This window comes from Streptomyces olivochromogenes (assembly GCF_001514115.1).
In the GTDB taxonomy this organism is placed as follows: domain Bacteria; phylum Actinomycetota; class Actinomycetes; order Streptomycetales; family Streptomycetaceae; genus Streptomyces; species Streptomyces olivochromogenes.
The window spans coordinates 106,659-118,274 of sequence record NZ_KQ948453.1; the positions used below are offsets into that span (position 1 = coordinate 106,659).

Genomic DNA, 11,616 nt, shown 5'->3' on the forward strand with positions numbered 1-11,616 from the left:
TCGTCAGCCTGCCGCGTCGGATCAAAAGTTCGCCCGTCAGTTCGCTGCGCCGGATCAAGAGTTCGTCTGCCGGCCTGTCCTGCCGGAAGGCGAGTTCGCCCGCCCGGGCCGTGCTCCCCACCCGCGGCGCCTTCCCCCCGGCTCCCGACACCCCCGTATCCGCGCCCTGGAACTGCCCAGCCGCGCCCCGCACCCCCAGGGAGGCGTCGTATGAGCGTCCTCGACCGTCTGCTGCGCCGCGATCTGCACTCGCTCGCCGCCCCCTACGCCCTCGACGCGCTGGAACCCGACGAACGCCGCCGCTTCGAGCGTCATCTGCAGGGCTGCCCCCGGTGCGCGGCCGAGGTGCGGGAGCTGGGTGAGGACGCGGTGCGGCTCGCCTGGTCCACCACGGCACCCGCCCCGGCCGCCCTGCGCGAACGGGTCCTGACCGCCGTACGCACGACTCCTCAGGAGGCACCGGACCCGTCACACCCCGCCCACCCGTCGCAGGCGTTGCCGAACGGCGTGCCCCGTGGGCGCGCGGCGCACGGGCCCGCGCGCGGCCGGACCCCGCGCTTCCGGTCGCTGCTCGCCCCGCTCTCCACCGCCACCGCCGCCGCGGCGCTCGTCGTGGCGTCCCTCTTCGCCGTGCAGGCGACGCAGACCCAGGACAAGCTGGACCAGGAGCGGGCCCAGGCACGTGAGATCGCCCACGTTCTGGCGGCCCCCGACGCCCGGGCGACGAGCGACCGGGACGCACAGGGCCGCGGAATCGGAGTGGTCGCCTCCGCATCGGAGCGGCGCGCCGTCGTGACCTTGAGCGGACTTGCCACTCCGTCAGGGGGGCGCGTGCACCAGTTGTGGCTCATGCGCCCCAACGTGCAACCGCGCTCCCTGGGGCTCTTCGAGGGCGACACGCCCTTGATAGCCGACGGACTGAACACCAACGCCACGTCACTCGCTGTCACCGTCGAGCCGCAGGGAGGCTCGACACAGCCCACGACCTCGCCAGTTGCGCAACTCGCCCTGAAATCGGTTGGATTCGGAGAGTAACCGTCAACACCCTTACGGGGAAGGTGAATCCTGTCGCCGCGATACACGAGTGCCACGAGGGAGCGATAGGGTTAGCCTGCCCGGGCCGGGTGGACTCGTACGGGTGGGGAGAGACATGGAACAGATAACAGTGCGCAGCAGGGCACGCGTCCCTGCGATCACCTGCGGGAGCAGCGCGACCAGTTCGCGCCTCGACCGCCATCTGGCGGTGCTGGGCGGCCCTGCCGTCCCGCAGCGCGAGACGGCCGAGGCGACCTCGCTGATGCGTGAACTCACCGCGCGTGACACCGCGCACGACAGCAGCGGGAGGAGCGCGCGCGTACGGCGGGTCTCGCTCTTCGCCCCTCTGAAGCGGCTGCGTCGTTCGCTGTTCGGCGGCCACTAGTACGGTCGCGCGGTACTCGAACCCGCGCTCGGGCGATCACACCGCCCCGGCGTAAGCGCTGCGTTCTCGCCGCCCGTCGTCCCCACGGCACGCAGCGCCGCCCCGGTGTGTTCCCGGAGCGCGGGTGCACCCCCGTTCGTCTTTTTGTGCGCCTCGTTCCCACCCGGCGGCGCGCGGCGGTCTCCGTCTCCCCTTCCTCCCGGCCCCCGGCCGTCGTCAACCCCGGGTGTCCGAACTCCCGTTGGGTCTCACCGCCCGCCGGTCGCGTACCGGCGCACGGCGAGCGGCACGAACACGGCGAGAATGACGGCGCACCAGGTCAGCGCCCCGGCCACTGGATGCGTCACCGGCCAGGCCCCCTCGTCCGGCACCGGTGCGTTTCCGAAGAGGTCCCGCAGTGCCGTGGTCACCGCGCTGATCGGATTCCACTCGGCCACCGTGCGCAGCCAGCCGGGCAGGTTGTCGGTGGGGATGTACGCGTTCGACAGCAGCGGCAGGATGAACGTCGCGGCGCCCAGTTGCCCGGCCGCCTCCTCGCTCTGTGAGGCGAGCCCCAGCACGATGCCGACCCACGTCGTCGCGAACCGGAAGAGCAGCAGGAGTCCGACGCCGGCCACCGCCCGGAGCGCCGACCCCTCGATCCGCCAGCCCACGGCCAGCCCGACCAGCATCAGCGGCACCGTGCCCACGGCGGTGACCACGAGGTCCGCGAGCGCCTGTCCGAGCGGCACGGCGGCCCGGCTCATCGGCAGGGTACGGAAGCGGTCCATCACGCCCCGGTGCGAGTCCTGGGCGGCCTGGAACATGCCGGTCATGATCCCGTTGGCGGCGGTCGCCACCAGTAGTCCCGGCAGCAGGAAGGCGCGGTACTCCTGTCCGGGTGTCGCGAGCGCGCTGCCGAAGACATAGCCGAAGAACAGCAGCATCGTGATCGGCATGGACTGGGTGAGGATCAGCAGCCCGGGATTGTGCCGGATCCGCCTCAGGTGCCGCCCCAGCATCGCGGTCCCGTCGTACGCCAACGTACTCATGTCACAAGCTCCTTGCGGTCGGTGCGGCCTCCGGTGAGGCGCAGGAAGACGTCGTCGAGCGTCGGCGGGCGCAGGCTCGCGTCGAGCAGGGGCACCCCCGCGGCGTCGAGTTCACGGACGAGCCGGGGCAGGGTCAGTGTCGGATCGGTGGTCACCGCCCCGACCGCGTGCCGCTCCGGGGCGAACGCCGGTTCGGAGCCGGTGAGCCGGTCGAGGACGGCCGCCGCGCCGGGCATCGCATCCGCGTGGGCGACGACGACCTCCGCGTACGAGCCGATGAGCGCCTTGAGTTCGGCGGGCGATCCGGTGTGCGCGACCCGGCCGTGGTCCACGAGCGCGATGTCGTCGGCGAGGTGGTCGGCCTCCTCCAGGTACTGCGTGGTCAGCACCACGGTCGTGCCCTCGCCGCGCAGGGCGCGCACGGCCTCCCAGATCTGGTTGCGGCTGGCCGGGTCGAGCCCGGTGGTGGGTTCGTCGAGGAAGAGCACCTCGGGGCGGCGGATCAGGCTCGCGGCGAGATCGAGGCGGCGCCGCATCCCGCCCGAGTAGGTGGAGGCGGGCCGGTCGGCGGCCTCGGCGAGCCCGAAGCGTTCGAGGAGTTCACCGGCGCGCGTGGGAGCGTCCCGCATCCGGTGCAGCCGCGCGAACAGCCGCAGGTTCTCCCGGCCGGTGAGGTCGCCGTCGACGGAGGCGTACTGCCCGGTGACCCCGATGGCGCCGCGCACCGCGGCCGCCTCCCGTACGAGGTCGTGCCCGGCGACCCGCGCGGACCCCGCGTCCGGCCGCAACAGCGTGGTGAGCAGGCGCACCGCCGTGGTCTTGCCCGCGCCGTTGGGTCCGAGCACCCCGCAGACGGTGCCCTCGGCCACCGCGAGATCGAGCCCGCGCACCGCGTGGACGACCTCCCCCTTGGTCCCGAAACTCTTCTCCAGACCTTCACTAAGTACGGCGTACGTAGTTGTCATGGGGTGACCATAGCGCACTACGTACGGTGTACGTAACTAGGATGGTGGCGAGGTGATCGACGACATGACAGGGCGCAGTGCCGTACCCGAAGTGATTTGGGCCCGCCCCAAGCGTGCGGGCCGTGGTCCGCGGGCGGCCTACAGCCGGGCGGACATCGCGGCCGCCGCGGTGCGGATCGCGGACGCGGACGGGCTCGACGCGGTCTCGATGCGGCATGTGGCCACCGAACTGGGCTGCGGCACGATGTCGCTGTACAACTACGTCCCGCGCAAGGAGGACCTGTACGAGCTGATGGTTGACGCCATCAGCGGTGAGCACGAGCCCTGGGAGCCGACGGGCGACTGGCGCGCCGACATGCTCCGGGTCGCCCATCAGACCCGTGCCCTCATGCACCGCCACCCATGGCTGCCGCGCCTGATGTCCCCGGTCTACGGCTTCAGCCCCAACGCCCTGCGCTACCTGGAGCACTGTCTCGTCTGCCTCGACCCGCTGGACGCGTCGTACGGCACGAAGATGGAGCTGATCGCGATGCTCAACGGCGTGGTGACGACGTACGTGGGCAACGAACTGGCCACCGCCGAGCGCACCCGCTCGCTGCCCTGGTCCGAGGAGCAGGAGCAGGCGATGCGGATCGCCTACCTCGGCAGCCGGATCGCGACCGGCGCGTATCCGCGGATGGCGGCCGCCTTCACGCAGGACGCGGGCCCGATCGACCTGGAGGCGGTGTTCGAGCGGGCGCTGGGGCGGGTGCTGGACGCGTTCGAACCGAAGGGGTAGATCTACGGGGCGGTCGGACCTACGGGGTCAGATGAGCGCGAACTGTCCTTCCGGGCCCTCTTCGTGATGATCGAGGACGGACGCGGGCCGGTGCGCCGCCTCCGGAACCGGCAGCACACCCGCCTCGCGCAGCTCCGTCCGCGTGATCGGCGGGCCGATCGTCAACTCGGCCAGCTGGGGACGGAGTTCCGCGAGCAGTGTCAGCACCGTGACGAGTTCCAGCAGCTCGGACGTCCAGGCCTGCTGCCAGCCGGCGGGCCGGATCGCCTCCAGGGTGCCCGGCTCGGGTGGTTCCGCCGGCTCGGTCCTGGCCGCGAACCACTGCTCCAGGACGCGCGCTCCGCCCACCTCGAAGTCCCAGGCCTCCGGCGGCACGGGCGAGATACGGCCCTCGTCGAGGAGGAGAGCCTCCTCGTCGCGGTCGTAGCGCACGTCGACGGGGCGCGACGGGAGCGGGGCGCGGACATAGGGGCGGCGGCCCCCGGGGAGCTTGGGGCGCTCGCCGTCGCGGCGCATCAGCCACAGCATCCGGCGTCCCAATCCGACGCCGTGCGCCCACACCTGCGGGTCCGCGGTGAGCGGGACGGCACACCCCTCCCGGCCCGACCGCGCGACCGCGACCGCCCAGGCGAGTACGTCGACGGGGTCGGGGTCGGGGGAGTGACCGAGGCGGGTGCCGAGGTGCTCCAACAGGCCGGGCGCCAGATTCGGTTCGAGGCCCCCGGGGCGCCGGTGGAGGGGGCGGACACGGCCGCCGCGACCGGTGCTCAGCGGCAGCACGGACGCGACCAGCAGCACCGGCCCCGATGTGTCAGGCACCGCCGTCTGCTCCATCACGAACACCTGCCGGTCGTCGGCCACCCGCCACAACTCGGGGCGCGCCGCGTCGATCAGCCGGTGGTCCGGGATCAGCCACTGCTCGTCGAACGGGCCGTGCAGGACGCGTACAGGCTCCGGACAGGGCCCCGACTCGCGCTCCAGCCGGGCCGTCCCACTGGACTGCCCCGGCAGCTGTCCGACGGCCGAGTGCGTGGTGCGCGAGCGCGTCGGGCCGAACAACGCCTCGCGGCCCTGCCCCTCGGCCTTCATCAGCGTGTCCCAGCGCGCCTTCAGGGACGCCGCGTCGGGCGCCGTCGGCCACCCCCGGCCCAGCCTCGGCGGTGCGACGGACCACGGCATGAGGTCCGCGAGCAGCGGAGCGTCGTCGTGCGTCACGCCCGGCATCGTACGACGTGGGCGCTGCGCGCCGGTCTCGTACGCCATCGTCAGTGGGCGTCGAGGGTGACCGTGAAGGAGAAGCGGTCACCGCGGTAGTGGATGCGGGCCACGTCCAGAGCGCGGCCGTCCTCGCCGTGCACGATGCCCGTGTAGTGCAGGATCGGGCTGAGCAGCGGCACCTGGAGCAGCCGGGCCGTCTCCGGATCCGCGAGCCGCGCCTCCACCGTGTCGGTGATCCGGCTGATGCGCACGCCCACCACGTCCCGCAGCACCTTGGTCATGGGCCAGCGCACCAGGTCCTGCGGGTCGATCCGCGCGGCCAGTTCGGGACGGACGTAGTTGCGCGCGTGGTTCGTCGGCTCACCGGTCTTCTCGTCGCCGCGCAGCCGGTGGTACGTCCCCACCTCGGCCAGATCCGGGAAGTACTCGGCGAGTTCGGCCGGCACCGGCACGCTCCCGTGGTCCAGCAGCTCGGTCGTCATGCCCGACTGCTGCGCGACGATCGTGTCCACCGAGCCCAGCAACCGCACCGGAGCCCCCCGTTGCGCGCTCGGCTCGATGAACGTGCCCCGCCGCCGATGGCGGGTGATCAGTCCCTCGTCCTCCAGTTCCTTGAGCGCCTGCCGCATGGTGAGCACGCTCACCCCGTAGTGGCCCGCCAACCGCTCCTCGGTCGGCAGGCGCAGCGGTTCCTGGGGCGAGCGCCCGAGTATCGAGGCACGCAGGGACTGCGACACCTGGTACCAGAGCGGGAGTTTGCGGTTCAGGACGATCGAGTCCGGGGCGAAGGAGGTCACGAGGGATATCCGTACCGGTCGCCGACGCTCAGTGCAACGGCCTGAAGTGCCGCTGCAGGCCCCGCCACACGTCGTCGTACCCGCTCTGCAGATGCTCCGCGTGCGCCGCCTGCGCCGTGGCGGTCACCGGCCACCGGGTCTCGAACATGAACGCCAGCCCGTCGTCGATCTTCTGCGGCCGCAGCTCGGCGGCGCTGGCCCGGTCGAAGGTCTCCCGGTCCGGCCCGTGCGCCGACATCATGTTGTGCAGCGAACCGCCCCCCGGAACAAAGCCCTCCGCCTTCGCGTCGTACGCCCCCTCGATGAGCCCCATGTACTCGCTCATCACGTTCCGGTGGAAGTACGGCGGCCGGAAGGTGTCCTCGCCCACCAGCCAGCGCGGCGCGAACACCACGAAGTCGACCCCGGCGAGGCCCGGGGTGTCGCTCGGCGAGGTGAGCACCGTGAAGATCGACGGGTCCGGGTGGTCGTAGCTGATCGTGCCGATCACATTGAAACGACGCAGGTCATAGACGTACGGCACATGGTTGCCGTGCCAGGCGACGACATCCAGCGGCGAGTGGTCGTACGTCGCCGTCCAGAGGTTGCCGCAGAACTTGTTGACCACCTCCACCGGGCCCTCGACATCCTCGTACGCGGCGACGGGAGCGAGGAAGTCCCGCGCGTTGGCGAGCCCGTTGGCGCCGATCGGGCCGAGGTCGGGCAGCTGGAAGGGCGCCCCGTAGTTCTCGCACACATAGCCGCGGGCCGTCGGGCTCTGCCCGCCGTCGGACGCGGCGTCCAGCAGCTCCACCCGGAAGCGGACCCCACGGGGAATCAGCGCCACCCCGCCCGGCTCCACGTGCAGCAGCCCGAACTCGGTCCGCAGCAGCAGCCCGCCGCGCTCCGGCACGATCAGCAGCTCCCCGTCGGCGTCACTGAAGACGCGGTCCATCGAGGAGTCGGCGTGATACAGGTGCACGGCCATGCCGGTGCGCTGGGTCGCGTCGCCGTTGCCGCCCAGCGTCCACAGGCCCGCGAGGAAGTCGGTACCCCGCGCCGGCTCCGGCAGCGGGTTCCAGCGCAGCCGGTTCGGGTCCGCCTCGGTCTCCGTGAAGGGCGCCGAGCGCAGCGCCCCGTTGTCCGTGCGCGTGAACGCCGGGTGCGCGGCCGACGGACGGATCCGGTACAGCCACGAACGCCGGTTGTGCGCCCTCGGCTCCGTGAACGCCGTACCGCTCAGCTGCTCCGCGTACAGCCCGAGAGGGGCGCGCTGGGGCGCGTTGCGGCCGTGCGGCAGCGCCCCGGGGAGCGCCTCCGAGCTGTGTTCGTTGCCGAATCCGGTGAGGTAGGTCAGCCCCTCGGCCGTCTTCCTCGCGTCCCCGCTCATGATCGCTCCCTCGCGCCTGATTCCTATGCTTCACCGTAGGATTCAGTTTTTTCGCGCGCAAGAGGTACGTCGAGGTGCGTGGCCGGCGAACGCGCGGCACCGGGAACCTCCGTGCGGAGTACATCCCAGGGTCGGCGGTACGGCCCAAGAACCCGACTCCAGGGGGATCCGCCTGTCAGAGCGTTGTTCTAATGTCCCCGGCATGTCGTGGAAGCGTGGACTGCTCGCCGCGCTCGCGGTCTGCGTCCTGCTCGGCGGATCGGCGGGCTGCGGCACCGGCGCCGCACACGAGCGGAGGGACGCGGTGTCGCCCTCACCCGTGGGCAAAATCCTGGACGATACGGACAAAGAAGGACGGCACTACCGTGAGGTCGACAAGAAGAGCGCACCCGAGGTCGCCATCGAGGTCCAACCCGCCTCCGACGACGGCTGGGACGTCCGCCTGACCGTCCACCGCTTCCGCTTCTCGCCCGCCGACACCAAGGCGGAGGCCGTGGCCGGCCGCGGCGTCGCGCTGCTGTCCCTGGACGGCCGGAACCTCGCCACGCTGCGCACCGCCGAGTACCACCTCGCCGGCGGCCTGGTCACACGCGGCACCCACCACGTCACCGCGCGTCTGTACGCCGACGACCGCACCGCGTGGGCCGTCGGAGGCAAGCCCGTCGAGAGCACGGCGGACATCACCGCCTCCGGGGCCACCGCCTCGACCCGGCCCTCGACACCCGCCTCGCCGCCGCCGTCGAGCCCGTCGGCCCCCGCGTCGACACCGGCATCGACGGCGAGCGGGAACGCAGTCGCGGGCCGTAGCGACACGCGAGGTTCACCGGATCCCGGCGGAAAGGCATCATGAAGCCTGTGCCCCACGCGACCTCGCTGCGCCGCGCGCCCGTTCAGCGGCGCAGCGCCGAACGACTGACCAGGATCCTCGACGCCTGTGCCGACCTCCTCGACGAGGTCGGCTACGACGGCCTGAGCACCCGGGCCGTGGCCCAGCGCGCGGGCGTCCCCATCGGCTCCGTCTACCGCTTCTTCGGCAACAAGCGCGCCATGGCCGACGCACTCGCCCAGCGCAACCTCGAGCGCTACACCGAACGCGTCACCGAACGCCTCCGAGCGACAGGCGCACAGGGCTGGCGCGCCGCCATGGACGCCGTACTCGACGAGTACCTCGCCATGAAGCGCACCGCACCCGGCTTCTCCCTCGTCGACTTCGGCAACCAGATACCCGTCGGCGTCCGCGACGCCGAGCCCAACACCCGCGTCGCCGACCGCCTCACCGACCTCCTCTCCGCCTTCCTCGACCGCACCCCCGACGAAGACCTCCGGCGCACCTTCCTGGTCGCTGTGGAGGCCGCCGACAGCCTGGTCCACCTGGCCTTCCGCATCGCCCCGGAGGGGGACGAGCGGATCATCGGGGAGACGCGGGAGCTGCTGCGCGCGTATCTGGCCAGGGTTCTGGACTGAACCGCTGCACCGCTCTACCGCTCCACGGCCCTACCGCTGCACCGTTCCGTCGCTCCACCGCTGAAGCGCGTGGGCCGGGGGCGGGCTCGCGATTTCCCGACCTCACCCCCTTCAAGCCCTCCCTCCCATCCGTACCGGTCGGTATGCTCGGCCAGGTCCGTGTGCCACCGCCGCCACCGTCCTCCGGGAGGACCCGTGTCCCGCACCTCCGGCGCCACCCCCGACTCCCGCACCGCCCTGCGCGTCTGCCCCCTCTGCGAGGCCACCTGCGGGCTGACCCTCACCATCGAGGGCACCCGGGTCACCGGCGCCCGCGGCGACCGCGACGACGTCTTCAGCAAGGGGTTCATCTGCCCCAAGGGCGCCTCCTTCGGCGCCGCCGACGGCGACCCCGACCGGCTGCGCACCCCCCTCGTCCGCACGGACGGCGAACTGCGCGAGGCCACCTGGCAAGAGGCCTTCGACGCGATCGCGGCAGGCCTCGGCCCGATCGTCGAGCAGCACGGCCCGCACGCCCTCGGCATCGTCCTCGGCAACCCGAACGTGCACACCATGGCCGGCGCCCTCTACCCCACCGTCCTGCTCACGGCACTGCGCACCCACAACGTCTTCACCGCCTCCACGCTCGACCAGATGCCCAAACACGTCTCCAGCGGTCTGCTCTACGGCGACGCCAACGCGATCCCGGTCCCGGACCTCGACCACACCGACCACCTCCTCCTCATCGGCGCCAACCCCCTGGAATCCAACGGAAGTCTGTGCACCGCCCCCGACTTCCCCGGCAAGCTCAAGGCACTGCGCGCCCGCGGCGGCACCCTGACGGTCATCGACCCGCGCACCACCCGTACCGCCAAACTCGCCGACCGCCACGTGACCGTCCGCCCCGGCACCGACGCCCTGCTGCTCGCCGCGATGACGTACGTCCTCTTCGAGGAGAAACTCGTCGACCTGCGCGACCTCGCCCCGCACGTCCAGGACGTCGAAGAACTCGCCACCGCCGTACAGGACTTCACCCCCGAGGCCGCGAGCGAGGCCTGCGACGTGGACGCCGACACCATCCGCGCGCTCGCCCGCGAACTCGCCGCCGCCCCCACCGCCGCCGTCTACGGCCGCATCGGCAGCTGCACCGTCCCGCACGGCACCCTCGCCAGCTGGCTCGTCGACATCCTCAACATCCTCACCGGCAACCTCGACCGCCCCGGCGGCGCCCTCTTCCCGCAGGCCGCCACCGACAAGACCCCCCGCCCCGCCGGACCCGGCCGCGGCTTCGCGCTCGGCCGCTGGCACAGCCGGGTCAGCCGCCACCCCGAGGCCAAGGGCGAACTGCCGCTCGCCGCACTCGCCGAGGAGATCGACACCGCCACACCCGAGGGCAGCCCCGTCCGCGCCCTCATCGCCATCGCCGCCAACCCCGTACTGTCGGCACCCGACGGCAACCGCCTGGACAAGGCGCTCGACTCCCTCGACTTCATGGTCAGCGTCGACCCGTACCTGAACGAGACCGCACGCCACGCCGACGTCGTGCTGCCGCCGCCCCCGCCCTCCCAGAGCGCCCACCACGACTTCGCCTTCAACACCCTCGCCGTACGCAACCAGGTCCGCTACAACCGCCCCGCCGTCCCCCTCGAACCGGGCCGCATGGCCGAGACCGAGATCCTCGCCCGGCTGGTGCTCGCCGCGACCGGCATGCACGGCGCCGACCCGTCCGCCGTGGACGCCATGGTCATCGACTCCACCCTCGGCAAGGCCGTCCAGGACCCGCACGGACCCGTCCACGAACGCGACCCGAAGGAACTCGCCACGCGGCTCACCGGCGAGAGCGGACCCGAACGCAGGCTCGACATGATGCTGCGCCTCGGCCCGTACGGCGAGGGCTTCGGCGCCCGGCCCGACGGCCTGAGCCTGGAGAAACTGCTCGCCCACCCGCACGGCATCGACCTCGGACCGCTGCGCCCACGTCTGCCGCAGCCGCTGAAGACGCGCAGCGGAAAGATCGAGCTGATGCCGGCACCGATCGTCGACGATCTTCCCCGGCTGCGCGCCGCCCTGCGTGAGCGCCCGTCCGCGATCGTCCTCGTCGGCCGCCGCCATCTGCGCTCCAACAACAGCTGGATGCACAACGTCCCCGCCCTCACCGGCGGCACCAACCGCTGCACCCTGCACATCCACCCCGAGGACGCGGCACGCCTCGGCCTCGCCGACGGGGCGGCCGTGCGCGTCAAGGGCGCCGGGGGAGAGGTGGTCGCCCCGGCCGAGGTCACGGACGCCGTACGACGCGGGGTGGTGAGCCTGCCGCACGGCTGGGGACACGACCGCCCCGGCACCCGGATGAGCCATGCGGCCCTCGACCCGGGCGTCAACGTCAACCAGCTCCTCGACGGCTCGCTCCTCGACCCGCTGTCGGGTACGGCGGTGCTCAACGGGGTGCCGGTGGAGCTCGCGGCGTGCCCGTAGCGGGCCTCCGCTCACCGAGACAAGCCTGTGACCTGGAGTTTTGCGCTTATTGCTCGCGTGTCAACATCTTGTTAACGCAATCTTGCGCGACCTAACGTCATCGCACCGCCGTCCCTGGTG

Annotated in this window: 11 protein-coding genes; 6 read left to right on the forward strand and 5 right to left on the reverse strand. The window is 72.0% G+C overall.

Annotated features, from left to right (window positions below; all coding sequences use genetic code 11):
• The first annotated feature begins 210 nt into the window (after nucleotides 1-210).
• Together AQJ27_RS10085 and AQJ27_RS10090 are read left to right on the forward strand one after the other, a co-directional pair.
• A complete protein-coding gene (locus AQJ27_RS10085) occupies nucleotides 211-1,035 on the forward strand; it encodes an anti-sigma factor (RefSeq protein ID WP_067365072.1) in 825 nt (274 codons plus the stop codon).
• Between the two features lie 115 nt (nucleotides 1,036-1,150).
• A complete protein-coding gene (locus AQJ27_RS10090; RefSeq protein ID WP_067365075.1) occupies nucleotides 1,151-1,420 on the forward strand; it encodes a hypothetical protein in 270 nt (89 codons plus the stop codon).
• A gap of 248 nt (nucleotides 1,421-1,668) precedes the next feature.
• Here the strand turns inward: AQJ27_RS10090 and AQJ27_RS10095 are convergent, their stop codons facing one another.
• Together AQJ27_RS10095 and AQJ27_RS10100 are read right to left on the reverse strand one after the other, a co-directional pair.
• On the reverse strand, nucleotides 1,669-2,451 hold the full coding sequence (locus AQJ27_RS10095) for an ABC transporter permease (protein ID WP_067365078.1): 783 nt from the start codon (nucleotides 2,449-2,451) through the stop codon (nucleotides 1,669-1,671).
• Nucleotides 2,448-3,416 (reverse strand): ATP-binding cassette domain-containing protein, encoded by a 969-nt coding sequence (locus AQJ27_RS10100; protein WP_067365081.1) that lies wholly within the window; start codon nucleotides 3,414-3,416, stop codon nucleotides 2,448-2,450. Before AQJ27_RS10100 ends, AQJ27_RS10095 begins: the two co-directional genes overlap by 4 nt.
• 64 nt (nucleotides 3,417-3,480) lie before the next feature.
• On the opposite strand from AQJ27_RS10100, the gene AQJ27_RS10105 reads away from it, so the two are divergent.
• The gene (locus AQJ27_RS10105) at nucleotides 3,481-4,194 is read left to right on the forward strand and encodes a TetR/AcrR family transcriptional regulator (protein WP_067366364.1); all 714 of its coding nucleotides are present in this window, start codon (nucleotides 3,481-3,483) and stop codon (nucleotides 4,192-4,194) included.
• Nucleotides 4,195-4,221: 27 nt separating this feature from the next.
• Here the strand turns inward: AQJ27_RS10105 and AQJ27_RS10110 are convergent, their stop codons facing one another.
• The 3 genes from AQJ27_RS10110 to hmgA are packed head-to-tail and all read right to left on the reverse strand — an operon-like array spanning nucleotide 4,222 to nucleotide 7,578.
• Complete coding sequence (locus AQJ27_RS10110) at nucleotides 4,222-5,418, reverse strand: type ISP restriction/modification enzyme (protein ID WP_067366366.1); 1,197 nt, start codon at nucleotides 5,416-5,418, stop codon at nucleotides 4,222-4,224.
• A 41-nt stretch (nucleotides 5,419-5,459) separates the two neighbouring features.
• On the reverse strand, nucleotides 5,460-6,209 hold the full coding sequence (locus AQJ27_RS10115) for a GntR family transcriptional regulator (RefSeq protein ID WP_054231081.1): 750 nt from the start codon (nucleotides 6,207-6,209) through the stop codon (nucleotides 5,460-5,462).
• A 28-nt stretch (nucleotides 6,210-6,237) separates the two neighbouring features.
• On the reverse strand, nucleotides 6,238-7,578 hold the full coding sequence (hmgA, locus tag AQJ27_RS10120) for a homogentisate 1,2-dioxygenase (RefSeq protein WP_067365084.1): 1,341 nt from the start codon (nucleotides 7,576-7,578) through the stop codon (nucleotides 6,238-6,240).
• A gap of 202 nt (nucleotides 7,579-7,780) precedes the next feature.
• Between hmgA and AQJ27_RS10125 the strand changes: the two genes are divergently transcribed.
• The 3 genes from AQJ27_RS10125 (at nucleotide 7,781) to AQJ27_RS10135 (ending at nucleotide 11,496) form a co-directional block, all read left to right on the forward strand.
• On the forward strand, nucleotides 7,781-8,428 hold the full coding sequence (locus tag AQJ27_RS10125) for a hypothetical protein (RefSeq protein ID WP_067365087.1): 648 nt from the start codon (nucleotides 7,781-7,783) through the stop codon (nucleotides 8,426-8,428).
• Entirely contained in the window at nucleotides 8,425-9,042 is a 618-nt protein-coding gene (locus AQJ27_RS10130; protein ID WP_067365090.1) for a TetR/AcrR family transcriptional regulator, read from the forward strand. Before AQJ27_RS10125 ends, AQJ27_RS10130 begins: the two co-directional genes overlap by 4 nt.
• A gap of 195 nt (nucleotides 9,043-9,237) precedes the next feature.
• Complete coding sequence (locus AQJ27_RS10135; protein ID WP_067365093.1) at nucleotides 9,238-11,496, forward strand: molybdopterin oxidoreductase family protein; 2,259 nt, start codon at nucleotides 9,238-9,240, stop codon at nucleotides 11,494-11,496.
• The last annotated feature ends 120 nt before the right edge of the window (nucleotides 11,497-11,616 follow it).